The organism is Pseudoxanthomonas sp. 134C1 (assembly GCF_057773065.1).
In genome coordinates this window covers 603,126-626,252 of sequence record NZ_JBYMTH010000002.1, presented here as the reverse complement: position 1 = coordinate 626,252, position 23,127 = coordinate 603,126, and the positions used below count along the sequence as shown (strand labels likewise).

General features: G+C 66.8%; 22 protein-coding genes and 1 pseudogene. 3 read left to right on the top strand and 20 right to left on the bottom strand.

Annotation, left to right across the window (positions count from 1 at the left end; translation table 11 throughout):
• Positions 1-73 precede the first annotated feature (73 nt).
• Together AC3DEZ_RS06745 and AC3DEZ_RS06740 are read right to left on the bottom strand one after the other, a co-directional pair.
• Entirely contained in the window at positions 74-343 is a 270-nt protein-coding gene (locus AC3DEZ_RS06745) for a GlsB/YeaQ/YmgE family stress response membrane protein (protein WP_447104960.1), read from the bottom strand.
• Between the two features lie 146 nt (positions 344-489).
• Positions 490-1,980, bottom strand: a complete 1,491-nt coding sequence (locus AC3DEZ_RS06740; protein ID WP_488387522.1) for a M20 family metallopeptidase — start codon at positions 1,978-1,980, stop codon at positions 490-492.
• 244 nt (positions 1,981-2,224) lie between these two features.
• Here AC3DEZ_RS06740 and AC3DEZ_RS06735 point away from each other — a divergent pair, with 244 nt between their 5' ends.
• Together AC3DEZ_RS06735 and AC3DEZ_RS06730 are read left to right on the top strand one after the other, a co-directional pair.
• Complete coding sequence (locus AC3DEZ_RS06735) at positions 2,225-2,557, top strand: ComEA family DNA-binding protein (RefSeq protein WP_488387521.1); 333 nt, start codon at positions 2,225-2,227, stop codon at positions 2,555-2,557.
• Between the two features lie 220 nt (positions 2,558-2,777).
• Positions 2,778-3,424 (top strand): annotated as a pseudogene (locus tag AC3DEZ_RS06730) (HutD/Ves family protein).
• Here the strand turns inward: AC3DEZ_RS06730 and AC3DEZ_RS06725 are convergent.
• From AC3DEZ_RS06725 to AC3DEZ_RS06640, 18 genes are all read right to left on the bottom strand, one after another.
• Entirely contained in the window at positions 3,418-5,049 is a 1,632-nt protein-coding gene (locus AC3DEZ_RS06725; protein ID WP_488387520.1) for a sulfite reductase subunit alpha, read from the bottom strand. The pseudogene AC3DEZ_RS06730 and the gene AC3DEZ_RS06725 overlap by 7 nt on opposite strands.
• Positions 5,046-6,032 carry an FAD:protein FMN transferase gene (locus AC3DEZ_RS06720; protein ID WP_488387519.1) on the bottom strand — a complete coding sequence of 329 codons (987 nt, stop codon included), beginning with the start codon at positions 6,030-6,032 and terminating at the stop codon, positions 5,046-5,048. Before AC3DEZ_RS06720 ends, AC3DEZ_RS06725 begins: the two co-directional genes overlap by 4 nt.
• Positions 6,033-6,072: 40 nt before the next feature.
• Positions 6,073-6,879 (bottom strand): DUF4198 domain-containing protein, encoded by an 807-nt coding sequence (locus AC3DEZ_RS06715; RefSeq protein ID WP_488387518.1) that lies wholly within the window; start codon positions 6,877-6,879, stop codon positions 6,073-6,075.
• 61 nt (positions 6,880-6,940) lie between these two features.
• A complete protein-coding gene (locus AC3DEZ_RS06710) occupies positions 6,941-7,459 on the bottom strand; it encodes a DUF2271 domain-containing protein (RefSeq protein WP_488387576.1) in 519 nt (172 codons plus the stop codon).
• 34 nt (positions 7,460-7,493) lie between these two features.
• Positions 7,494-8,135 (bottom strand): PepSY-associated TM helix domain-containing protein, encoded by a 642-nt coding sequence (locus AC3DEZ_RS06705; RefSeq protein ID WP_488387517.1) that lies wholly within the window; start codon positions 8,133-8,135, stop codon positions 7,494-7,496.
• A 104-nt stretch (positions 8,136-8,239) separates the two neighbouring features.
• Positions 8,240-10,675, bottom strand: a complete 2,436-nt coding sequence (locus AC3DEZ_RS06700; protein WP_488387516.1) for a TonB-dependent receptor domain-containing protein — start codon at positions 10,673-10,675, stop codon at positions 8,240-8,242.
• 128 nt (positions 10,676-10,803) lie between these two features.
• Complete coding sequence (locus AC3DEZ_RS06695) at positions 10,804-11,223, bottom strand: hypothetical protein (RefSeq protein ID WP_488387515.1); 420 nt, start codon at positions 11,221-11,223, stop codon at positions 10,804-10,806.
• A 155-nt stretch (positions 11,224-11,378) separates the two neighbouring features.
• On the bottom strand, positions 11,379-12,068 hold the full coding sequence (locus AC3DEZ_RS06690; RefSeq protein ID WP_488387514.1) for a Fe2+-dependent dioxygenase: 690 nt from the start codon (positions 12,066-12,068) through the stop codon (positions 11,379-11,381).
• A gap of 54 nt (positions 12,069-12,122) precedes the next feature.
• Positions 12,123-14,450: a catecholate siderophore receptor Fiu gene (locus AC3DEZ_RS06685; protein ID WP_488387513.1), complete on the bottom strand. Its 2,328-nt coding sequence runs from the start codon at positions 14,448-14,450 to the stop codon at positions 12,123-12,125.
• Positions 14,451-15,122: 672 nt separating this feature from the next.
• Positions 15,123-15,455, bottom strand: coding sequence for a non-heme iron oxygenase ferredoxin subunit (locus tag AC3DEZ_RS06680; RefSeq protein WP_488387512.1), 333 nt, complete (start codon positions 15,453-15,455; stop codon positions 15,123-15,125).
• Positions 15,452-15,976: a GNAT family N-acetyltransferase gene (locus AC3DEZ_RS06675; protein ID WP_488387511.1), complete on the bottom strand. Its 525-nt coding sequence runs from the start codon at positions 15,974-15,976 to the stop codon at positions 15,452-15,454. Before AC3DEZ_RS06675 ends, AC3DEZ_RS06680 begins: the two co-directional genes overlap by 4 nt.
• Positions 15,977-16,103: 127 nt before the next feature.
• The gene (locus AC3DEZ_RS06670; protein WP_488387510.1) at positions 16,104-17,357 is read right to left on the bottom strand and encodes a cysteine desulfurase; all 1,254 of its coding nucleotides are present in this window, start codon (positions 17,355-17,357) and stop codon (positions 16,104-16,106) included.
• Positions 17,354-18,616, bottom strand: a complete 1,263-nt coding sequence (sufD, locus tag AC3DEZ_RS06665) for a Fe-S cluster assembly protein SufD (RefSeq protein WP_488387509.1) — start codon at positions 18,614-18,616, stop codon at positions 17,354-17,356. The genes AC3DEZ_RS06670 and sufD overlap by 4 nt, the downstream gene beginning before the upstream one ends.
• Positions 18,613-19,380, bottom strand: a complete 768-nt coding sequence (gene sufC / locus AC3DEZ_RS06660) for a Fe-S cluster assembly ATPase SufC (protein WP_488387508.1) — start codon at positions 19,378-19,380, stop codon at positions 18,613-18,615. The genes sufD and sufC overlap by 4 nt, the downstream gene beginning before the upstream one ends.
• 59 nt (positions 19,381-19,439) lie before the next feature.
• Positions 19,440-19,727, bottom strand: a complete 288-nt coding sequence (locus tag AC3DEZ_RS06655; RefSeq protein WP_488387507.1) for a hypothetical protein — start codon at positions 19,725-19,727, stop codon at positions 19,440-19,442.
• Positions 19,724-21,163 (bottom strand): Fe-S cluster assembly protein SufB, encoded by a 1,440-nt coding sequence (sufB, locus tag AC3DEZ_RS06650; RefSeq protein ID WP_488387506.1) that lies wholly within the window; start codon positions 21,161-21,163, stop codon positions 19,724-19,726. Before sufB ends, AC3DEZ_RS06655 begins: the two co-directional genes overlap by 4 nt.
• A gap of 15 nt (positions 21,164-21,178) precedes the next feature.
• Positions 21,179-21,637 (bottom strand): SUF system Fe-S cluster assembly regulator, encoded by a 459-nt coding sequence (locus AC3DEZ_RS06645; RefSeq protein ID WP_488387505.1) that lies wholly within the window; start codon positions 21,635-21,637, stop codon positions 21,179-21,181.
• A 71-nt stretch (positions 21,638-21,708) separates the two neighbouring features.
• A complete protein-coding gene (locus AC3DEZ_RS06640; RefSeq protein ID WP_488387504.1) occupies positions 21,709-22,305 on the bottom strand; it encodes a hypothetical protein in 597 nt (198 codons plus the stop codon).
• Positions 22,306-22,531: 226 nt separating this feature from the next.
• Here AC3DEZ_RS06640 and AC3DEZ_RS06635 point away from each other — a divergent pair, with 226 nt between their 5' ends.
• On the top strand, positions 22,532-22,999 hold the full coding sequence (locus AC3DEZ_RS06635; RefSeq protein WP_447104981.1) for an SET domain-containing protein: 468 nt from the start codon (positions 22,532-22,534) through the stop codon (positions 22,997-22,999).
• Positions 23,000-23,127 lie beyond the last annotated feature (128 nt).

The following is a 23,127-nucleotide window of genomic DNA, read 5'->3' as shown; positions in this document are numbered from 1 at the left end:
GAAGCCGGCCGTTTCCGGCGCCCTGCGCAGAAAAAAAGCCCCGCGGGGCGGGGCTCTTTCTGACGCCGGATGTTCACGCCCTTTTCTTTTTCGCCAGGCCGTAGATGAACAGCAGGATGATGGCGCCGACCACCGAAGCGATGAAGCCCGCCGGCTCCTCCGGCCCATACCAGCCCAGCGCACCACCGATGAAGCGGGCCAACAGCGCGCCTGCCACGCCCAGCACGATCGTCCAGATGATGTTGAGTTTGTCGTCGCCGGGCTTTAGCGCCCGCGCCAGCAGGCCGGCCAGGAAGCCGATGAGCAAGGTCCACAGGATGCCGCCACCAAAGATCTGTTCCATCTGCACACTCCGGTCGGGAAAGTGGGGGGTGGCCGCAGGGTAACCCAAGCGGCGGCCGGCGCACATCCGTACCGGTGGCTGGATGGCCGGAAACGAAACGAGCCGGGTCGCCCCGGCTCGTTTCGTTCGTCCACGCCTGCCGGGAATCAGCAGCAGCCGTGATCGCCGTGCTGCTCGCCGCCGGCCACCGCCGCGACGCCGGCGGTTTCGCCGCGCACGCTCGCCGCATGGTGCTCGGTGATGACCCGGGCCACGCAGGCGGTGACCTTCTTGCCCATCGGAATGTGCAGGAATTCGTTGGGGCCGTGGGCGTTGGAGTGCGGACCCAGCACGCCGGTGATCATGAACTGCGCGCCGGGGAACTTCTCGCCCAGCATGCCCATGAACGGAATCGTGCCGCCTTCGCCCATGTACATCGCCGGCGCGCCGAAGAACTCGCGGCTGGACGCATCGATCGCCTTCTCCAGCCAGGGCGACATCGCCGGGGCGTTCCAGCCGGTGCTGGCCTTTTCCAGATCCAGGCTGACCCGCGCGCCATTCGGCGGATCCTTCAGCAGCAGTTCCTTCAGCAGTTCACCGGCGCGCTTGCCGTCCAGGGTCGGCGGCAGGCGCAGCGACAACTTGACCGAGGTATGCGGGCGCAGCACGTTGCCGGCGGAGGACAGCGGGGGCATGCCATCCACGCCGGTCACCGACAGGGCGGGGCGCCAGGTGCGGTTGAGCACCAGCTCGGTCAGATCCTCGGCCATCGGGGTCATCCCCGGCAGGAACGGGAACTTGTCGAACACCGCCGTGTCCAGCACGCGCGCGGCTTCCTGCGCCTGGGTCAGGCGATCGGCGGGAATCTCGACCTGCAGGCCCTCCGGCAGGATGTGGCCGGTGTTCTCGTCCTCCAGCCGCGAGAGCAGCTGGCGCAGCAGGCGGAAGCTGGACGGCACCACGCCGGATGCGTCGCCGGAATGCACGCCTTCCTCCAGCACCTTGACCGTGAAGTTGCCGCCGGCCAGGCCGCGCAGCGAGGTCGTGCACCACAACTGTTCGTAGTTGCCGCAGCCCGAATCCAGGCACACCACCAGCGACGGCTTGCCGATCCGGTCCGAAAGGTGATCGACGTAGGCGGGCAGGTCGTAGCTGCCGGATTCCTCGCAGGCTTCGATCAGGATCACGCAGCGCGCATGCGGCGCGCCCTGCGCCTGCAGCGCCTGGATGGCGGCCAGCGAGCCGAAGATGGCGTAGCCGTCGTCGGCGCCGCCGCGGCCGTACAGCCGGTCACCCTTCAGGACCGGCGTCCATGGCCCCAGGTCGGCGTCCCAACCGGTCATTTCCGGCTGCTTGTCCAGGTGCCCGTACAACAGCACCGTGTCGGCACCGGTTTCCGGGCCGGATGCAGGAATCTCGATGAAAATCAACGGGGTACGGCCATCGAGGCGAACCACCTCCACCTGCATGCCCGGAATCGGCTGCGCGCGCGCCCAGTCGTCCATCAGGCGGACCGCCGCCTCCATGTATCCGTTGGCCACCCAGTCCTTGTCGAACATGGGCGACTTGTTCGGGATGCGGATGTACTCGACCAGCTGCGGAACGATGTCGTCGTCCCATTTCTCGGCGACGTAGCGGTCGACTTTGGCGGTGTCCATGGTGTCTCCAAACGGGTACGGAATCAGCCGCCCATTCTACGCTTCCCCGCGGGGTAGGAATTTTCCTACACGATGCTGCGGGGTTTCCCGGCAGCTTTTGACAGCGCCGGGCGATATGTTTTCTCCCAGTGGCGGATGAGACTGTTTCCGCTGGCAGACGAAGCGATTCGGAGCCGGCAGGAGCCACAGGGGAGAAAACCTCTGTACGAAAGGAATCACCCATTTGCCACAAGGAGAGTTGCCCATGAAATCGCTGACCACCGTGTTGAAATCGGTCGCGTTGTCCCTGGTTCTGGCCCTGAGTGCCCAGGCCGCAGACAGGGTGAACATCAACACCGCGGACGCGGCCACGCTGCAGACGGTCCTGATCGGGATCGGCCAGGCGAAGGCGGAAGCCATCATCGAGTACCGCAAGACCAACGGCCCGTTCAAGAGCGCCGAGGAACTCGCGATGGTCAAGGGCATAGGCTTGAAGACGGTGGAACGCAATCGTGAACGGATCGAATTGCGCTCTTCCGCCGAACCGGCCGCCAAGCCGGCGGCCGCATCCCGCCAGGCGCCGGTGACACGGCGCTGACGGAGACCCAGGGACCCAAGCCGCGGTTACTGCAGGATGCAGACCGACCCGGTTGACGGGGCAGGAAGCCAGGGGACAGGCAAGGACGCCGACAGGGATGTACCCATTTCGCATCAGCGTGCAGGACGCACGGAAACAGGAGCAGGCAGGACGCCTGTGATTCGGCAGGAGCCGACAGGGACGTATCATCGCCCGGACACGCAGGGAGCGTGTCCGGGCGATGCTTTTTGAAGCGCTAGAATCCGGACTGGATTCCCGTCGAAGAAGAACAGTCGTGTCCCGAGCGCGCGTCATTCCCGCCAATGAATACGTCCGGACCCGCTGGAAGAACGGACAGGGGTGGACGCGTGAAATCCTGCGCGTGCCTGATCGGGACAACTGGGATTGGCGGCTTTCGATTGCCGAGATCGAGCAGGATGCGGCGTTCTCTTCATTTCCAGGCATCGACCGCGAACTGATCCTGCTGCAAGGAAATGGGGTTCGTCTCGAATTCGCGGATGGCGAGCCGGTCGAGTTGGAACCACCGCATGGGCGCCTCCGTTTCGCCGGGGAGCGCGAGGTTTTCGGAAAGCTCCGGGACGGCACCACCCACGACTTCAACCTGATGTGGCGGCGCGAAGCGGTGGACGCCGAACTGCTGCATCGTCCGCTGGTCGGGCCGATGCTGTTCTTCGTGGATGTCGATACCACCTGGGTCATCCACTTGCTGGCCGGGCAGGCAGAGTTCGAGGCCGACGCGGGCTCGCGGGCGATACGGCGGTGCTGCCCGCGCAGGCGGAGCGCCGCCGGTTCGCACTGCAGGGAGGAGGCGAATTGCTGGCGGCGCGCATCACCCCGGTGAAGCACGCCGGAACCGCGGATCAGTAGACGTCGCGGCGGTAACGGCCATCCAGCCGGAGTTGTTCGAGTGTGTCCGCGCCCAGGATGTCGTGCAGTGCGGCGTCCACGCCCGGGGCCATGCCTTCCAGGCTGCCGCAGACATAAATGGCCGCGCCGGCGTCGATCCATTGCCGGAGTCCGTCGCCGGCATCACGCAATGCGTCCTGGACGTAGCGGCGTGCCGGCGGATCGCGCGAGAACACCAGATCCAGGCGGGTCAGCGTACCGTCCACCTGCCATGCCTGGATGTCTTCCCGATGGAAGAAATCGTGTGCGGCCTGCCGTTCGCCGAACACCAGCCAGTTGCGACGCGCTCCGGATTCGGCGCGCGCCTTCAGATGCGCGCGCAGGCCGGCGATGCCGGTGCCGTTGCCAATCAGGATCAGTGGACGATCCGGATCGGGCGCATGGAAGTTGGCGTTTTCGCGGATGCGCAGCGAAATCGTGCTGCCCAGGACGGCGTGTTCGCACAACCAGCCACTGCCCAGGCCTGGCGCGCCGTCCGGACGCAGCATGCGCCGTACCAGCAGATGCAGCGCGCCGTCGCCGGGAATCGAGGCGATGGAATATTCGCGGTGTGGCAACGCGGTGAATCCGGCCACTGCGGAGGGTGCGTCGCGCCCACGCAATGGGACCGGATCCGACAGGTGCACCTGGGCCAGCACATCGGCCAGCGATTGCCGGCTGCCTCGCCATTCCACGGGGAGTTGCGGATCCCAACCCGCGGCCTGGACGAAGCTGGCCACCGCCGCCAGTGAATTCCGCGGACCGATTTCGGCGATGTCGCCCGCACGCCACTTGGGCAATGTTCTGTCGAGGGGGCGCAATGCCAGATGGAATGCGGGCTGTCCCACGCTGCCGGGATTCAGGCAGCGCCGTTCGGCGAGAATCCAGTCCTCGTAACGCGGCGTGTCCCAGTCCGGGAGTTCGCTGACACCGCCCAGTTGCCCCAGATGGTGCTGCCAGTGGCGCAATGCGCTCTCGTCGGCGTTGTCGACATCCACGCGATCGAACAGGGGCTGCGCGCCGTGTTGCCGCAGCCAGTCATCGAGTTGATGGCCGAAGGCGCAGAACTGCGCATATTCGCGATCGCCCAGCGCCAGCACCGCATAACGCAGATTCCGCAGCGTCGCCGTTTGTGGCATCACCCGGCGGACGAAGGCCAGGGCGTGATCCGGGGGATCGCCTTCGCCGGTGGTGCTGACCACGAACAGGATCCGGCCGTGGCCGAGATCGGCGGCCTGCAGGGTATCGATGGCCTGTACGTGTGCGGGAACACCCGCGGCGACCAGGCTCTCGGCCGTGCGGTTGGCGAGGACATGCGCGAATCCGGTCTGGCTGGCGTAGACGATCCGCAACGTGTCGGCGGTCGCGACGACATGCGTATCGCCATCGCTGCGCCGATGGCGCGCCGCCAGCCATGCCCAGGCGCCAACGTAGGCCACCAGGACCGCGCCCGCGGCGAACCAGCGGTCACTGCGCGGTGACGCGAGCCACCAGCCTTCGCCCTGAAGTCCCGCCAGCAGCATCACCACGACGAGCAGCCCCGCGAAGACCAGCAGGTTGCCGAGGACCGCGAACGACACGGGAGTAGCGTCGGCGCGGATGTTCATGGCGCCAGATGGGCCGCGAATCGCGTGCTGGCGCGCTCTTCCAGCGAGCCGTGTACGCGGATCACGAAACGCGCGGCCAGTCCCTGGTGCTCGGCGAGTCGCAGGCCGGCGTCGGCACCCAGCACGGTCAACGCGGTCGCCCAGCCATCGGCTTCCATCGCGGTGGAGGCCAGTACCGTCACCGCGGCACGGGTATCGGCGACGGCGAGACCGGTGCGCGGATCGATGGTGTGGGCATGGCGTTGGCCGTCCTGTTCGAACCAATGCCAGCGATCTCCCGATGTGGCGACCGCCAGATCGTCAAGGATGGCAATCCGTGGCGCGAGGCCGGCGGCTTCTTCTTCCTCGGGAGCGGATTCGATCAGCACGCGCCAGGGTTCGCCGTCCGGCTTGCGGCCATAGCCATGGAGTTCACCGCCGATTTCGACCAGCGCCGCGGCGATACCGCGCGCGCGCAGCGCGGCGGCCACGGCATCGACCGCATGGCCCTTGGCGATAGCGGACAGATCCAGTTTCACGCCGCCCGGCTGCAGCAGGCGGCGATGGCCGGCGTCCAGGGACAACCGTTGCCAGCCGACCTCATCGCGGATTGCGGTACGCGCGGCTTCGTCCGGAACTTCGCGCGCACCGGCTTGCGCCCCAAAGCCCCACAGGCCGACCAGCGGGCCCACGGTCGGATCGAAAGCTCCTTCGCTGGCTTCCGCGATCGCGAGCGCGCAGTGCAATACGGTGAAGAAATCCGTTGGCAGGTCCTGCCAATGCCCGGCGGGCGCGCGGTTGAAGCGGCTGATGTCCGAATCTGCTTCCCAGGTGCTCATCTGCGCCACCACCCGGTCCAGTTCCGCCTGGATCACCGCATGCAGGACATGCAGATCCGCGCGCGGCGAAGCAACCAGCCGGACCGACCAGTTCGTGCCCATGGTTTCGCCATGCAGCGCGTGCAGCACCGTGGCGGGAGCGGGGGAGGACAAGGGAACACTCATGCCGTTCGGCGCGTCCCCGGGGGACGCGCCGGCGCCGTGGTTATTGCGGCAGGACTTCCAGCGTGGCCACGTAGCTGAGGCGGCGCTGCCTGGCCTGCGGCAACGAGGTCTTGTCGTCCTGCGCGGTGGTTTCCAGCCAGTACATGCCGGCTTCCGGCCAGGTCACGCTGAATTCGCCGTTGGCGTCGGTGGTGACCTTGATCTCGTCCTGCGCGTTGCGATAGCGCGTGCCGCCGCGGGTGATCTCGAATTCCAGTCCCGCCGCGGGCTTGCCATCCTTGAGCATGCGGAACTTGGCGGGCTCGCCGGCGAACAGATCATTCGGATGGGTGACCGGCACCAGTTCGAGCCCTTCGCCGGTGGTCTTGAGCGCGGTGTCGTTGGGCGAGCCATTGGTCACGAAGGTTTCGATGCGTCCGACCGACTGCGAGACCTGCAGGTTCTTGGCGTCCTTCGGCACCTCGGTGGCGAAGGTGGCGGGGGTGCCGCGCCAGCGCTTGGGCTTGCCGTTTTCTTCCCAGCTGCCGAACAGGCCGCTGTTGACCACCGCGATGCGGTAGGTGCCCTGCTGCTTCAACTCGACGTCGAACACCGTGCGGTACTTGCCGGTGGTCAGGTTCTGCGCATCGACCTTGCTGCCGTCCGGCGCGGTGATGGCCAGGCCTTCGGTGCGCAGCGGCACGTGGTTGAAGTAGAACAGGTCGTTGGACACCGCGGCGTCCACGGTGATCCACGGATTCTGGCCGGCGATCACCGTCTGCGACGGCTGCAGCCAGGCCTTGTGCGCGAACGCGCTCAGCGGCAGTGCGGACGCCAGCGCCATGGCGAGGGTCAGGGAACGCTTCATCGGTTGCTCCGGCTTTCGTTGGGGATGGGAAGACACGGACGCGGTGGCGTCCGCGCGGGAATCACGGCTTGACACTCAGCGTGACCGCGCCGAGCTCGGTGCTGCCTTGCGCCTTGCCGTTCTGGGCGGCGCCCTTGGCCGGCCAGGTGAAGGGAATCTTCAGCAGTTCGCGGCCGCCCACTTCGCGTGCGGCTTCCACTACCAGTGTGTACTGGCCGGGTGCGAGCTGGGCCAGCTGCGGTTGCTTGTCGGTGAACTTCAGCGCGTGCTTGCCGACCGGGCGGGTCGGGCCGGTAACGCCATCCACCGGCACCTTGAGCGTGCGGCCGGACTTGCGCCACCACTGCCGCATGTCCGGCAGCCACTTGGTGCCGTGGCCTTCGGCGGTATCGCGCTGCTGGTACCAGACCGACAGATTCGCGGCGACCTTCTGATCGGTGCCTTCCAGCCAGATGGCGACGTAGGGCCGGTGGTACTCGGCGACGTTGAGCTGCGGCACTTCGACGTTGATGTGCAGTTCGCCGGCATACGCTGGAACGGTCAGCAGCCCGCTCAACGCGAACGTCAGGGTCAGGGACACGGTGGTCTTGGTCATGGGCGGGCTCGTGGAAAGGTCAGTGGATGAAGATCAGGGCCAGCAGTAGCGGCACCACCAGACCCAGGCCGACCATCGGCCAGGTGAGGCGTCGTTGGCGCGCATGCAGTTGCAGTAGGAACAGGCCGGTGATGCAGAACACCAGGCAGGCGACCGCGAAGATGTCGAGGAACCATCCCCACGCCGCGCCGGCGTTGCGGCCCTTGTGCAGGTCATTGAAGTAGGAGACCCAGCCGCGCTCGGTGCTTTCGTATTCCACCGCGCCGGTCTCGCGATCGATGCTCAGCCACGCATCCGCGCCCGGGCGTGGCATCGAAAGATAGATTTCCACGTCCGACCATTCGGCCGGGCGACGGCCGACGCCGATGGAGAACTCGTCGCCCAGCCAGGTGGCGATCGGCGTGGGCAGCGGCGCGTTGCCTTCCTGGCGGTCGCCCAGTTTGGCCAGCAGGGCCGCGGGCAACTGCGCCTGCCGGTTCACCACCTGCGGCTTGGCCTCGATTTTCGAGGCGTGGTTGAGGGTGATGCCGGTGGCCGCGAACAGCAGCATGCCGATGAGGCAGATCGCCGAACTGATCCAATGCCATTGGTGCAGCGTGCGCAGCCAGTAACCCCGGCGCTGCTGCTGGCTGGTGACGGATTTTGCGGGCGCTGGGCTCAAGCGGGCGGGACGGGTCGAAGGGAAGGTGAATTAGACCACAAATGAGAATGCCTCTCAATTGAGGCGGCCGGTCCGCGTGCGGGCGGACCGGCCGGATGCCCGGATCAGAAGCGCAGGTTCAGCGACACCCAGAAGCTGCGGCGCTGCTCCTTCACTGCGTAGTCGTCCACGCAGCTGTACTCGCTCGGGCTGATCAACAGGCAGGACTGCGATACGAAATCCTTGTCGAACACGTTGTTCACCCGGGCATTGAGGGTCAGCGCGTCGGTGGCCTTCCAACTGCCGCCCAGATGGAACACGGTGTAGTCCTCGTAGTAGCGAACGTTCGAGACGGCCGCGCCGTTGACCGATGTGACCACGGTGTCGCGATAGCGGTCGTAGCGGCCCTCGCCGATCAGCGACAGGCTCAGGGCGTCGCTGATCCGCCAGTTCAGACTGGCATTGGCCATGTGTTTGGCCGGGTTGCCCGCGATGGGTGTGCCCTTGGCCGTGCCGCTGGTCTGCTCGGACTTGGTGTACGTGTAGTTGCCGCGCAGTTCCAGGTTGTCCAGCAGATCCACGTGCGCGGCCAGCTCGACGCCGCGGGTCTCGGCTTCGTCTATGTTCACGCTCTGCCCGAAGGTGCTGTAGCCCAGCTCGGCCCAGCCGGGACCGACATCCACGCAATAGCCGCTGCCGGCGGGGGCGACCTCGCAGTTCGGGAAACTGCCGCCACTGGCGATCTTGTCGTCGAACCGGTTGAAGAAACCGGTGACGTTGAAGCCGAAGCGATTGCCCTCGTAATAGGCGGCGAGTTCGTAATTGGTGCTGGTTTCCGGCTTCAGGTTCGGCGAACCGACCAGGGGCAGCACGCCCTGGCCACCGAAGCCGGTCACGCCGGGGAACAGCTGATCCGGACGCGGGGTCTTGTAGCCGGTGCTGACGCCACCCTTGACGGTCCAGGCGTCACTGGCATTCCAGACCAGATAGGCGCGCGGACTGACGTGGCTGCCGAAAATGTTGTGGTCGTCGTAGCGCACGCCCAGGGTGGCGGTCAGCGTATCGGTGAACGACCAGTTGTCCTCGGCGAACACCGACCACATCCGGTGCTTCTGCTTGACGTCGCTTCTGTAGCCGCCGCCATCCATGCCGAACACGCCGTCGATCATGTCGGTGTCGTTGTACTGTCCGCCGACGGTCAGCTTGTGCGTACCGAAGGTCATGTCCAGCATCGTGTCCAGTACATAGCCTTCCAGTTCCATCTTGCGCAGCGGGCGAGGCAGGAACGCGGCCAGGCGCGCGCGTTCGGCGTCGTTGAGCACGCTCAGGTTGCCGCTGGCCATGTTGCAACGGACGGCCTGGCCGCGGCGCGCGCAGACATCGTTCCACAGCGTCTGCAGGTCCGCGCGTTCCTCCAGGGTCAGCGGCAGCGACCGGCCCAGATTGTTGCTGGTGGCGCGGGTCAGGCTGGTCTGCCAGGTGCCGAAGTCATAGCGGCCCTGATGGCTGAGCGACCATTGATCACGCTCGTAGCGCTGCCATGCGGTATAGCCCACACGAGGCTGCACCACCCGACGGGTGACGGTGCCGGCGCCGTCGGGATTGGGAACGGTGGCATTGCCGCTGCGCCACAGGCTTTCCAGGCTGTCGAGGGTACCCGTCTGACCCTTGCGGTTGTCGTACTTCTGCCGCGAGATGTCGTAGTCCAGCCAGAAATCATTGTGCTCATCGAGGCTGAAATTCAGGCGCACGCCGGCATTCCAACGCGTGCTGGCGACCGCCTTGCCGCCGCCGCCGAAGCCCAGCGTGCGTTCCCACATCGAACCGTCCGGCAACGGCAACGCCTTCCATTCCGGGTTCGATTCGTCGGTGTCGTACCAACTGCCGCGCACCGCCAGGCCCAACCGATCCTTCACCAACGGGCCGCTCAGATAGAGGTCGGTGGTGCGCGCATCGCCGAACTGATCTTCCTGCTGGACGGTGAAGCCCTGGGTGATCGAGCCGTGCCACGCGTCCTGGTTGCGGCGGGTGATGATGTTGATGACGCCGCCCATCGCATCCGAGCCGTACAGCGTGGACATCGGGCCGCGCACCACCTCGATGCGTTCGATGGCATCCAGCGGCGGCACGTAGGCAAACTGGCCGCCGCCGAAGTTGTTCGGGTAGAGCTGGCCGACATTGCTCTGGCGGCGTCCGTCGATCAGGACCAGCGTGTACTCCGACGGCATGCCGCGCATGCTGACCGTGGCGGCGCCGTTCTTGTCGGTGGTTTCCATGCCGACGTCGATGCCTTCCACATCGCGCAGCGCGTCGATCAGGTTGGTATAGGGACGTTGGCTGAGTTCCTCGCGGGTGACCACGCTGATGCTGGCCGGCGCGTCGACGATTTTCTGTTCGAAGCCGGCGGCCGTGACAACGACGGTGTCGAGGGTATTGGGGCGGCTGGAGCCGTCCGGCAGATCCTGGGCCATGGCCGGGAGGGACAGCGAGAGCAGCAGGCCGATGGCGAGCCGGTTGCGGCGGGGGAACAGCGGGGACTGAATCGTCTGGGAGCGGATCATGGTCATCGGATAGGCGTATGGATGCCGTTCCGCGCATCGGCGGAACAGGGCGATCGAAGAAAGAAAGGGTGGGAACGCAGGAGCCGCGCGCGCTGCGGCGGCCCGGTCGCGAGCGGATCGTCAGCCGATCAGGCGGTGCGGATCAGGAGAGAAGCGGCAGGAGGCGCCTGGCCGCGATGGCGCTGGCGCGCGGGCGCCGGTTTGGCCGGCGCGCGATCGGGATCATGCAGCGAGGCCTCGCCCGTCCCTAGAACGCGTGGCGGGGACGGCAGGATGATGTCGATGAATATCGCCGGCAAAGAGGCCGGCGCAGGTTCCGCCTGCCGGGAAACCACCTGCGTGCCCGCCCGCCGCTTCTTGGCGGGCTGGTCATCGTGAAGACCGGCCTCGGGGCCGTCTTCATCCGGCGCCTGCTGGAACAGGCCGGAAACGTCCGGCCAATGCCCGAAACCATGGGGCTTGTGACCCGCGATTGCGCCCAGGTGGACGGTGGACAACAGCAGGCACAGCGTCGCCAGCACCGACAGCCAGGCCGCGCCCGGACGCACCTGGCGACGCGCCCGGCGAGCGGGAAGGACAGCGTGGCGAATCGCCTGGAACAAACCGGACCCCTGGGAGACGGCCACCTCGATGGGTGGCAAGCGCGGGGATTTTAATGAGAATCGTTATCAGATGCAAATGAGAGGCAACACGGTTGCCCGGCTCAGGTCTCCGCCCAGCGTCGCAGCAGGTTGTGGTACACGCCCGTCAGCCGGACCAACGCGGCGTTGTCGGCACCGGTGGCGCGCAGCGTCTCCAGCGAAGTGTCCATCTCGAACAGCAGGCGGCGGCAGGCATCGTCGCGGACCATGCTCTGCACCCAGAAGAAGGAGGCGAGGCGCGCGCCGCGGGTCACCGGCTGGACCTTGTGCAGGCTGCTGGACGGATACATCACCAGGTCGCCGGCGGCCAGCTTCACTTCGTGCTCGCCATAGGTGTCGCTGATGATCAGCTCGCCACCCTCGTATTCGTCCGGCTCGCACAGGAACAGCGTGCAGGACACGTCGGAACGGATCGATTGGCCGCGGCCATCCGGCGCGCGGGTGAGCATCACCGAACCGTCGATGTGGAAACCGTACTCGCCGCCGCCCTGGTAGCGGTTGAAACGCGGCGGCACGGTGCGCAGCGGCAGCGCGGCGGCGAAGTAAAGCGGATTGCGTTCGAGCGCGGCGAGGATGCGCTGGCCCAGTTGCTCGCGCAGCGGTGAGGCGTCAGGCAATTGTTCATTGCGCTTGACCTGCGCGCCCTGGACGCCGACGGTCTCGCGGCCATCGGTCCAGTCGGCCTGATCCAGCGCCTGCCGCATTGCCGATATCTCCTGCGGAGCGAGCACCTGGGGGATATGCAGCAGCATGTCTTGCTCCTTGGAAGAAAGCGGGGAGGCTTCCGCCTCCCCGCCGTGACCGCATCAGAACCGCAGGTTCAGGCTCAGCAGCACCGAACGCGGTGTGCCCGGGGTGTAACGGTAGCCGCTCTTGTTGATCGCCGCCACGTAGTCCTTGTCGAACAGGTTGTAGGCATTCAAACGCAGGTCCAGGTTCTGGTTGAACGCGTAGCTGACCACCGCGTCCCACACGGTGTACGACTTGACGAAGTTCGGGGTGCCGACGGCGCCGTCGGTGCCGCGCTTCATCTCGCCGGAGTAGCGCACGCCACCGCCGACGGTCAGGCCGAACGGCAGTTCGTAGGTGGTCCAGGCGGTGAAGGCGCTGTCGGGGGTGTAGCCCAGATCGCGGGTCCTGTCGTTGGCCACGGTCGGGCCGTCCTTCACGGTGGCATCCATCGCGGTGTAGCCGGCCGAGACCGACCAGTCGTCGGTGAGCTTGCCGACCGCCGAGATTTCCACGCCGCGCACGCGCTTTTCGCCGCCCTGGAACGTCACGCCATTCTCGGTGATCACTTCGTTGCTGACGTCGGTCTGGAACACCGCCAGCGTCAGCAGCAGATCATCGTTCAGCAGGTTCCACTTGCTGCCGACCTCGAAGGTCTTGGCCTTCTGCGGGTCGTACTTCGGGTTGTTGGCACTGTTGTCCGCGTTGCTGAGTTCCAGCGCGGTGCCACCCGGAGGCTGCTGCGAAAGCGCGTAGTTGGCGTACAGGCTGGCGACGTTGCCCACCTTGTAGACCGCGCCCAGCTTCCAGTTGACCAGCGTATCGGACGCATCCCGGTCCACGCCCGGCACGATGGTGCCGGCCGGCAGGCTGCCGCAGGTGGGACCACCGCGGCCGCCGCAGGCGACCAGGCTGCTGAAGTCCGTCTTGTAGTGATCCAGACGCACGCCGGCGGTCAGCAGGAAAGCTTCATTGAACTTCAGGGTATCGAAGGCATACAGCGACGAAGTGGTGATCTCGCCCTTGCTGTGCGCGCCATTGTGGCCCCAGCGCAGGCCGCTGGCGTCGGGATCGGGGTTGTACAGATTGGCCGGCGCCCAGGCGGTGCCCGGGATCGTGGCGACGCCCCGGCTTTCCAGTTCCTCGCGCGCGAACTCCAGTCCGGTGCTCAGGTTGTGCTGCACGCGGCCGGTGGTGAAGTCGGCGCGCAGGTTCAGCTGGTTGGTGGCGATCGTGTATTCCTGATCCTTGAAGGTGGGCAGGCTGCGATTGACCGTCCAACCATAGGGATTGTTGATGGCGGGGATGTTCAGCGTGGGCGTGGCGCCGGTGGCGGACAGCATGAATGCAGTCAGCATGTAGTCCTGTTCGTTCTTGCCCCAACGCGCGGTGTTGGTCAGCTTGAGCGTGTCGGAGAAGTCGTGCTCGAAGCGGAAGGTCGCCATCTGCGCGGTCACGTCGTCGTGATCGAAGCGGGTGCCGTAGAAGTTCTCGCTGTCCACGCGCGGTGCCCGCGCGATCTGCGGACGGGCGGGGTCCGGCGAGCTGTAGCCCGGCAGACCGATGGTGGGTACGCCGCCATCGGGCACGTTGTCCTGCTTCACGTACAGCAGATTGAGGAAGTAACGGGTATCCGAGCCCAGACCGAACGCCAGCGACGGCGCCACGCCCCAGCGCTTGTTGTTCACCATGTCGCGACCGGGAACGTCGCTGTCCTGGGCCATCACGTTGAGGCGGAACGCCGCGCCCGGGATGCCGAGTGACTGGTTCCAGTCGGCGGTGATGCGCTTCTGGTCGTCGCTGCCGACGGACAGGGTCGCGCTGATGGCGTCCTTGCGCGAGGCCTGCTTGCTGACCATGTTGATGGCGCCGGTCGGCGCGCTGCGGCCATTGTCGGTGCCGGCCGGACCTTTCTCCACTTCGATCTGCTCGACGTTGAACACGTCGCGCGAGATCGAACCGAGATCACGCACGCCATCGACGAAGATGCTGCTGGAGCTGTCGAAGCCACGCATGAACAGGGTGTCACCGGTGGTGGTGTTGCCGTTCTCGCCGACGAAGAAGGTGCCCACGCCCGGGCTGTTGCGCAGCGCTTCGGTCAGCGTGGTCGCGCCCTGCTGGTTGAACAGGTCGTCGGTGATGATCTGGATGGTCTGCGGCGTGTCCTGCAGCGACTGGGTGAACTTGGGCGAGGCCAGCTTGTCGGCCTTGTACTCGCCGACCGAAGTGCCTTCGACGTGCACTTCCGGCAGGGTGGTCGGATCGGGTTTGGGCGTGTTGTCCGAGGCGACCTGGGCGGTGGCGGGGACGGCCAGCGCCAGGCCGGTCAGCAGGGTGGCGGTGGCAAGGCCGTTCGCCGAACGGGATGCGGGGGAGGCGTGCTTGCGCGACTTGATCGGGGTCATGGGAGTTTGAGTGGTCTGGAAGGGAATTCCCGGAGGCGCGGGGCCACGGGGCAAAGGAATGCGCGGGCGGGTCGTTCCGGAGAGGAACGACCGGGCTGGCTCAGGCGTGGGGAGGTGCGTGGCCGGGGGGCGGGAGACAGCCCCGGGGCCGGAACCGGGAGTCGCGGCCTGATGCGGAGGCGATGCGGCGGATTGGCTGGTCGCGCCGGCGGGCGGCAGGCGTCACGGTCGTGGGATCGGATTCGCGATCCGGAAGCGGTTCGATGGCCGCCACGTCCGTTTCGGGTGGCGCTTGCCATCCCGGGTGGACCGCCTCGTCGGCGCCCGGACGGCTTGCCGGGGGCTCCGGTGCTTCCGCATTCACGAGACGGACGTTTTCGCTGGCAGGGGCGATGTCGGCGGCCTGCGCGAACGGAAGCACGATCAGCCAGGCCAGCGCCCACGACAGCAGCAGCGCCGGCCAGGAAAGGACACGACGGGGGGCGCAGCGGATGCGGGCGGTAAGCGGATGCAAGGGAGCCGGGCGGGTCAGCCGGATAACGAATTTATAATCTTAATGATAATTGTTCTCTTTCGCAAAGGCATTTCGCCGAACGGAAGGCATGGGGCAGCAAAAAGGGCGGATTCCGTGGAATCCACCCTTCAAGAGGTACCGCGGGCTTACTCCCCCGGTCAGTCGCGGTCGTCGCGGGTCCACAGCCCGCCATGTTCCTGCTTGACCGGGAATTTGGGCACCGGCGAATAGGCCGGGGCGCACAGGGCGCGTCCGTCACGGATATCGAACCTGGCGCCATGCAGGATGCATTCGATGGTGGCCTCGTCGCTGTCGTAGTTGCCGGAGGACAGTTCGAAGTCTTCGTGGCTGCAGCGATCTTCCAGTGCGTAGAAATCGCCGTCGTAGTTCATCACCAGGATGGGGGTGCCGGTGACTTCGTCGAACACGGTGCGCATTTCGCCGGGCAGCATCTCGCCCAGCGCGCAGACGAAGGTCCAGTTCCCGCTCACAGTGCCTTCTCCAGGACCTCGAAACGCAGGTCGTCGCGCCTGGGGATGCCGAAGCGCGCGTCGCCATACGGGAACGGCTTCTTGATGCCGGTGCGTGCGTAGCCACGGCGCTCATAGAAGGCGATGAGTTCCTCGCGCACATCGATGACGCTCATCCGGATGGCCGGCTGCCGCCAGTCTTCGCGGGCGACGCGTTCGGCCTCGGCGATCACCGCCTTGCCCACGCCGCTGCCCTGCAGATCCGGCCGGACCGAGAACATGCCGAAATAGCCCGCGCCGTTCTCCACCGCGACATGCGCGCAGGCCAGCAACTGTCCGTCGCGCTCGGCGATCAGGATCCGGCTCCGCGCGCGTTCGATGTCGTGAAGCAGGCCTTCGGGATCGATGCGCTGGCCATCCAGCAGATCGGCTTCGGTGGTCCAGCCCTGCTTGCTGACCTCGCCGCGATAGGCGGAGGTCACCAGGGAGACGAGGGCGGGGATGTCCGCGGCGGTGGCGGTACGGAAGGTCAGCGTGCTCATGCGCCGATCTTACGGAAAACCGCCTCCCAACTGTAGGAGCGACGTCAGTCGCGACCGGGATCCCGGATGGCCCATGCATCCGGACGCGACTGACGTCGCTCCTGCGAGGGAGGCAGGGACGCCGGACTCAGGCCAGCAGGCCGCGTGCCTTTTTCAGCGCGGCGACGAACGCCTCGATTTCGGCGTGCGTGTTGTAGAAGGCCAGCGACGCGCGGCAGGTGGCGGCCACGCCGAAGAACTGCAGCAGTGGATGCGCGCAGTGCTGGCCGGAGCGGATCGCCACGCCTTCCAGATCCAGCAGGGTCGCCAGGTCGTGCGCGTGGGCGCCCTCGATCAGGAACGAAATCACCGCGGCCTTTTCCGGCGCGGAGCCGAAGATGCGCAGGCCTTCGATCTTGCGCAGCTCCTCGGTCGCGTGGGCCAGCAGTTCCGTCTCGCGTGCCTCGATGTTGGCCATGCCGATCGATTCGAGGTAATCGACAGCGGCGCCCAGCCCGACGAAGCCGGCGATGTTGGGCGTGCCGGCCTCGAACTTGTGCGGCGGGTCGTTGAACACCGTGCCGTCGAAGCTGACTTCCTTGATCATCTCGCCGCCACCGATGAAGGGCGGCATGGCCTGCAGGTGCTCGCGTTTCGCCCACAGCGCGCCGGTGCCCGTCGGCCCGCACATCTTGTGGCCGGTCAGCGCGTAGAAATCGCAGCCGATGGCCGCGATGTCCACCGGCCGGTGGGGCACGGCCTGGGATCCATCGACGACGGTGACGATGCCGCGCCTGCGCGCTTCGCGGCAGATATCGCGGACCGGATTGACCGTCCCCAGCACGTTGGAGACGTGGGTGATCGCCAGCAGCTTCACGTCCGGCGTCATCGCCGCGTACAGGCCGGGCAGGTCCAGGGAACCGTCCGGCAGGATCTCCGCCACCTGCACGCGCGCGCCGGTGCGCTGGGCGACTAGCTGCCACGGCACGATGTTGGCGTGGTGCTCCATGCGTGAAACCAGGATCACGTCGCCCGGCCCCAGTCGCGGCAGCGCCCAGGAGTAGGCGACCAGGTTGATCGCGAAGGTGGTGCCGCTGCACAGGACCAGTTCGTCGGCGCGCACGTTGAGGAAGCGGGCCAGTTTGCGGCGCGCGCCCTCGTAGGCATCGGTGGCCTCGGTGCCGAGCGTGTGCACGGCGCGGCTGACGTTGGCGTTGTGGCGGCGGTAGAACGCATCCGTCGCGGCGATCACCGACGCCGGCTTCTGGCCGGTGTTGGCGCTGTCGAAGTAGATCAGCGGCTTGCCATGGACCTGGCGCTCCAGCAGCGGAAAGTCGGCGCGCACGCTCGCCCAGTCGGGTGTGGTGGCCGGATCCCGGTGGGTGGCGGGGCCGGCGGTCATGGCGCGCCCAGCCCGGCCAGGGCGCGGTCGATGCGCTGCGACAGCAGTTCGCGCACCGCCGGGTTGGCGATGACCGCCAGCGGTTCGCGGCAGAACGCGGCGGTGAGCAATTGCTGGGCCTCCGCTTCCGGAAGTCCGCGCGAACGCAGGTAGAACAGGGCATTGGCGTCCAACCGGCCGACGGTCGCGCCATGCGCGGCCTTCACCTCGTCCGCATGGATCTCCAGCACCGGCTGGGTGTCGATCTCGGCGTTCTCGGACAGCAGCAGGTTCTTGTTCGACAGCGCCGCGTCGGTGCCGTCGGCGCCCTCGCGGATCAGGATGCCGCCATGGAACACCGTGCGGCCGCGGCCCGCGCCCAGGCCGCGCCAGGTCAGTTCGCAGGCGGTGTCGCGGGCGATGTGGTCGATGCCCAGGCGGGTGTCCAGATGGCGGCGGCCATCGGCCAGCAACACGCCGTTGGCGACCAGGCGCGCGTTGTCGCCCTCCAGCCGCACATTCAGTTCATGCCGCGACAGCGCGGCGCCGAGTTCCAGATCGATGCGGCGGTACTCGGCGTCGCGGGCCAGCACCGTGTCGGTGCGCAGCAGGTGGGTGGCGCGGTCGCTGTCTTCCTGCACGCGCGCGTGCGCGAGGCGCGCGCCGCGGCCGACATGGACGTGGACCAGGGTATTGGCCAGATGCGCGTGCGGACCGGTGCCGAAGTGATGCTCGAACACCTTGAGCGATGCGCCGGCGCGCAGTTCGATCAGGTTGCGCAGGTGCCAGGCGCGATCGGCGTCGTCGGGCGCGCCGATGAAGACCAGGTGCAGCGGCGCTTCCACTTCGGCGCCTTCGTCCACCCGCAGCAGTACGCCTTCGTTGGCCAGCGCGGCATTGAGGCGCGCGAACACTTCATCGCCGCGTTCGAAGCGCCGCTGCAGGAAGCGCGCGGATTCGCCGCCTTCGGCCAGTGCCTCCGACAGCAGCTGCAGGCTGACGCCTTCGGGAAGATCGGTGGTCAGCGACAGGGCGACCGAATAACGGCCATTGACGAACACCGCGCGCGGGCCGGGAATGTCGGCCAGCAGCATCGGATCGAGCGCGACCAGTGCGTCGACAGGAGCGAAGCTGCGCCGTTCGAGCTGGCGCAGCGGGGTGTACTTCCACGCCTCGGCGCGCGGACCGGGCAGGCCATCGCGCAGGGCGTCGTCCAATACCGCGCGGCGCGCGGCGTCGCCGCTGAAGCCGGTGGCGAGGGAATCCAGCAGGGTGCTCATCCGGCGACCTTTTCGGGGGCCACCCGATCCTTGATCCAGGCGTAGCCGTGCTGCTCCAGTTCCAGCGCCAGTTCCGGGCCGCCCGTCTCGACAATGCGTCCATCGGCCAGCACGTGGACCACGTCCGGCTTGATGTAGTCGAGCAGGCGCTGGTAGTGGGTGATGACCAGGAAGGCGCGATCCGGCGAACGCAGCGCGTTGACGCCATCGGCGACGTTCTTCAGCGCGTCGATGTCCAGGCCGCTGTCGGTCTCGTCGAGGATCGCCAGCTTCGGCTCCAGCACGGCCAGCTGGAAGATTTCGTTGCGCTTCTTCTCGCCGCCGGAGAAACCTTCGTTGACACCCCGGTGCAGAAGTTCGTCGCGCAGGTGCAGCACGGCCAGCTTCTCGCGCACCAGTTTGAGGAACTGCATGGAATCCAGTTCACTCTCGCCGCGCGCCTTGCGCTGGGCGTTGAGTGCCGCGCGCAGGAAGTAGGTGTTGTTCACGCCCGGGATTTCGACCGGGTACTGGAAGGCCAGGAACACGCCGGCGGCGGCGCGCTCTTCCGGTTCCAGCTCCAGCAGCGCCTGGCCATCGAACTCGACCGAGCCGGCGGTGACCTCATAGCCCTCGCGGCCGGCCAGGATGTTGCCCAGCGTGGATTTGCCGGCACCGTTGGGGCCCATGATGGCGTGCACCTGGCCGGGCTTCACTTCCAGGGACAGGCCCTTGAGGATTTCCTTGCCGGCGACGCTGGCGTGGAGGTTTTCGATCTTGAGCATTGCGGTCATCGTCTTGTCGGATGGGGAGCGGGTGGCGGCGGAGTCGCCGCGGCCCTGAATCAGGTAAATGGGGCGCGGAGGGGAAGGGAAGCCGCGGCGTTCCGTTTGCGCCGGAGCCAGGCGCAGGACGCCACGAAAACCGCCAGCGCGGTGATGCCAAGGCCGGCCCACAGGTAGCCGGACTGCGCCACCATGACGCCGGCCACGCTGTCGTAGCAGCGGCCTTCGGCGTTGAAGCAATCGCGCCAGCGCCAGTACCGCTCATGCCAGGCCAGCGCGCACAGCAGCGCCAATGCCAGGCTCGCGCACGACAGCAGGAGCGCCGGCCATGGCAGCGGCCGTTTCATCCCACCGAGCCTTCCAGCGAGACCTCGAGCAGCTTCTTGGCTTCCACCGCGAACTCCATCGGCAGCTCGCGGAAGACCTGCTTGCAGAAGCCGTCGACGATCATGCTGACGGCGTCTTCCTCGCTGATGCCGCGGGCGCGGCAGTAGAACATCTGGTCGTCGGAGATCTTCGAGGTGGTCGCCTCGTGCTCCAGCGTCGCGGTGGGGTTCTTCACCTCGATGTAGGGGAAGGTGTGGGCGCCGCACTGCTTGCCGATCAGCAGGCTGTCGCACTGGGTGTAGTTGCGCGCGTTGGCGGCGTTGCGATCCACCTTGACCAGCCCGCGGTAGGTATTCTGGCCGCGGCCGGCGCTGATGCCCTTGCTGATGATCTTCGACTTGGTGTTCCTGCCGATGTGGATCATCTTGGTGCCGGTGTCGGCCTGCTGGCGATGGTGGGTCAGCGCCACCGAGTGGAACTCGCCGACCGAATCGTCACCCAGCAGCACGCAGGAGGGGTACTTCCAGGTGATGGCCGAGCCGGTCTCCACCTGGGTCCAGGAAATCTTGCTGCGCGCGCCGCGGCACTCGCCGCGCTTGGTCACGAAGTTGTAGATGCCGCCGCGGCCTTCCTCGTCGCCCGGATACCAGTTCTGCACCGTGCTGTACTTGATCTCGGCATCTTCCAGCGCGACCAGTTCCACCACCGCCGCGTGCAGCTGGTTCTCGTCGCGCATCGGCGCCGTGCAACCTTCCAGGTAGGACACGTAGCTCTTGTCCTCGGCGATGATCAGGGTGCGCTCGAACTGGCCGGTATGACCGGCGTTGATGCGGAAGTAGGTGCTCAGCTCCATCGGGCAGCGCACGCCCTTGGGAATGAACACGAAGCTGCCATCGGAGAACACCGCCGAATTCAGCGCGGCGAAGTAGTTGTCACCGGTCGGCACCACACTGCCCAGGTACTGGCGGACCAGTTCGGGATGCTCGCGGATGGCTTCGCTCATCGAGCAGAAGATGATGCCCTTCTCGGCCAGTTCCTTGCGGAAGGTGGTGCCCACCGAGACCGAGTCGAACACCGCGTCGACGGCGACGCCGGCCAGCTTGGCGCGCTCGTGCAGCGGCACGCCCAGCTTGTCGTAGGTATCAATCAGTTCCTGCGGCACCTCGTCCAGCGACTTGTACTTGGCCTTGGGCGCGCTGTAGTAGCTGATGGCCTGGAAGTCGATCGGGGCGATCTTCAGCTTGGCCCAGTGCGGCACCGGCATGGTCAGCCAGTGGCGATAGGCCGCCAGCCGCCATTCGGTCATCCACTCCGGCTCGTCCTTCTTGGCGGACAGCGCACGCACCACGTCCTCGTTGAGGCCGGGCGGCAGCGAATCGGATTCGATGTCGGTGATGAAGCCGGCGTCATAGCGACGTCCCAGCTGTTCCAGGATTTCTGCGTTCTCGGTGGCCATGGGCTGCCTGTGTACTCAACTGCTGGCGACGCGCACGGCGATGGAGCGCCGCGGGGCATCGTCGGGGGAAGCGGGGGGATGGAGCATCTGCGCCAGGGTCACGCCGCGCAGGGCGTCGGCGACCACGTCGTTGATGAGACGCCAGTTGGCGCGTGCGCCGCACTGGTGGGCGATGCCGCAGTGGCTGTCGGCCTGGCTGCATTCGGTCATCGCCAGCGGCCCTTCCATGGCCTCGACGACCTCGATCAGGCTGATGTCGGCGGCGGCCCGGCTCAACCGGTAGCCGCCATGCACGCCACGCAGGCCCTCGACCAGACCGGCCTGGGCCAAGGGCTTGAGCACCTTGCTGACGGTGGGGGGCTCCAGGCCGGAATGATCGGCCAGATCGGTGGCGCTGAGGATCTCGCCCGGCCGTGCGGTGAGCACGGTCAGCACCACGGTGGCGTAATCGGTGAGCTTGGTGACGCGGAGCATGGCGAGGCGGGGATTAAAAACGTACCGAAATTGTACGCTTTACCCCCGCGCCGCGCCAAGCATGAGCTTGTTCAGTTTCGTGCCGGGGCGTCACCGGCGGCGGGCGCGTCCGGAGCACCCTGCGCCTGCGTCTCCGGGAGGACCAGGGAGAAATAGGGCGCGGGCGGGGTCTGGCCGGGCGGCAGATAGGCCGGCGCGGCTTCGCCCGCCGGACCCAGCGAGCGCACGAACTGGTAGATGGCGCGCCGGTCGGTCTCGCTCATGGCCCGCAGGGTGAAGTCCGGCATGATGGGACGGGTGCGCAGATTGCCGCTGTAGGCCAGCCACTGGGCTTCGGTCATTTCCTGCATCCGCAGGCGCAGGTTGCTGGCGTAGGTGGTGCCCCAGGGGCCGTGGTAGCCCAGCGGCGAGCCGGTCAGCCACTGCGCGGTCGGCACCTCGCCCTGGCGCTCGGCATAGCCGGCGGTATGGCAGTCGTTGCAGCCGGCGACCCGGATCAGGTATTCGCCCCGCGCGGTTGCATCGGTGGTTTCCGTTGCGGCCACGGTGGCGGGCGAAGGGGGAGTGGTCGTCGCCGGCTTGCTGGCGCTGGCCTGGCAGCCTCCCAGGAGCAACAGCGAAGACAGCAGACAGAACGGCAAGAGCATAGGGGACGCGGGGTTGGACATGGCGGCGGCTCGGTGGTGGTTTCAGGGTGGTTTGCGATGAGCAGGCGGTTTAACGCGCGGTTCCCGCTTGACCGGACACGCGGGTAAATCCGGGGTTCATGCGCCAGCGGCGGGAACGGAACGAGCGGCCGCCGGTGACCATGCGGCGCCGGCCGGAACAGGGAATGCTTGGGATCCCGGGCCGTCTGAGCGAGAATCCGTGTTCCCGCCGTCCACCGGAACCCGCATGCCCCGCAAGATTGAAGCCCGCCAGTCCGACATTCATGGCAATGGTGTTTTCGCCATCGCGACGCTCAAGAAAGGCGAGCGCGTCGTCGAGTACAAGGGCAAGCGGCGCAGCCACGACGAAGTGGACGAGGATGACAGTGGCGACGTGGAATCCGGCCATACCTTCCTGTTCACCCTCAACGACGAATACGTCATCGATGCCAACCACAAGGGCAACAAGGCACGCTGGATCAACCACAGCTGCGACCCCAACTGCGAGGCGGTCATCGAGGAGCACGACGGCAAAAACCGCAAGAAGGACAAGGTGTTCATCGAGGCCATCCGCGACATCAAGCCCGGCGAGGAGCTGACCTACAATTACGGCATCGTCCTGGCCGAGCCGCACACCGCCCGCCTGAAGAAGGTCTGGGCCTGCCGCTGCGGCAGCAAGAAATGCACCGGCACGATGCTGCAGCCGAAATCGTAACGGCCACTACAGTGCCGCCGCCTGTCATCGGGATGCAGGCGGCGGCCAAATGGTTGACATGACCAACGCCAGTCGGTGACGGCGCGGCGGACCGCTAGGGTGGCACCCAACGGGCATGGGCCCGATGG

Coding starts and splice junctions, on each gene's coding strand:
- AC3DEZ_RS06745 (WP_447104960.1), bottom strand. CDS start 343: ATGGAACAGATCTTTGGTGGCGGCATCCTGTGGACCTTGCTCATCGGC.
- AC3DEZ_RS06740 (WP_488387522.1), bottom strand. CDS start 1,980: ATGGACACCGCCAAAGTCGACCGCTACGTCGCCGAGAAATGGGACGAC.
- AC3DEZ_RS06735 (WP_488387521.1), top strand. CDS start 2,225: ATGAAATCGCTGACCACCGTGTTGAAATCGGTCGCGTTGTCCCTGGTT.
- AC3DEZ_RS06725 (WP_488387520.1), bottom strand. CDS start 5,049: ATGAACATCCGCGCCGACGCTACTCCCGTGTCGTTCGCGGTCCTCGGC.
- AC3DEZ_RS06720 (WP_488387519.1), bottom strand. CDS start 6,032: ATGAGTGTTCCCTTGTCCTCCCCCGCTCCCGCCACGGTGCTGCACGCG.
- AC3DEZ_RS06715 (WP_488387518.1), bottom strand. CDS start 6,879: ATGAAGCGTTCCCTGACCCTCGCCATGGCGCTGGCGTCCGCACTGCCG.
- AC3DEZ_RS06700 (WP_488387516.1), bottom strand. CDS start 10,675: ATGATCCGCTCCCAGACGATTCAGTCCCCGCTGTTCCCCCGCCGCAAC.
- AC3DEZ_RS06690 (WP_488387514.1), bottom strand. CDS start 12,068: ATGCTGCTGCATATCCCCCAGGTGCTCGCTCCGCAGGAGATATCGGCA.
- AC3DEZ_RS06685 (WP_488387513.1), bottom strand. CDS start 14,450: ATGACCCCGATCAAGTCGCGCAAGCACGCCTCCCCCGCATCCCGTTCG.
- AC3DEZ_RS06675 (WP_488387511.1), bottom strand. CDS start 15,976: ATGAGCACGCTGACCTTCCGTACCGCCACCGCCGCGGACATCCCCGCC.
- AC3DEZ_RS06670 (WP_488387510.1), bottom strand. CDS start 17,357: ATGACCGCCGGCCCCGCCACCCACCGGGATCCGGCCACCACACCCGAC.
- sufD (WP_488387509.1), bottom strand. CDS start 18,616: ATGAGCACCCTGCTGGATTCCCTCGCCACCGGCTTCAGCGGCGACGCC.
- sufC (WP_488387508.1), bottom strand. CDS start 19,380: ATGCTCAAGATCGAAAACCTCCACGCCAGCGTCGCCGGCAAGGAAATC.
- AC3DEZ_RS06655 (WP_488387507.1), bottom strand. CDS start 19,727: ATGAAACGGCCGCTGCCATGGCCGGCGCTCCTGCTGTCGTGCGCGAGC.
- sufB (WP_488387506.1), bottom strand. CDS start 21,163: ATGGCCACCGAGAACGCAGAAATCCTGGAACAGCTGGGACGTCGCTAT.
- AC3DEZ_RS06645 (WP_488387505.1), bottom strand. CDS start 21,637: ATGCTCCGCGTCACCAAGCTCACCGATTACGCCACCGTGGTGCTGACC.
- AC3DEZ_RS06640 (WP_488387504.1), bottom strand. CDS start 22,305: ATGTCCAACCCCGCGTCCCCTATGCTCTTGCCGTTCTGTCTGCTGTCT.
- AC3DEZ_RS06635 (WP_447104981.1), top strand. CDS start 22,532: ATGCCCCGCAAGATTGAAGCCCGCCAGTCCGACATTCATGGCAATGGT.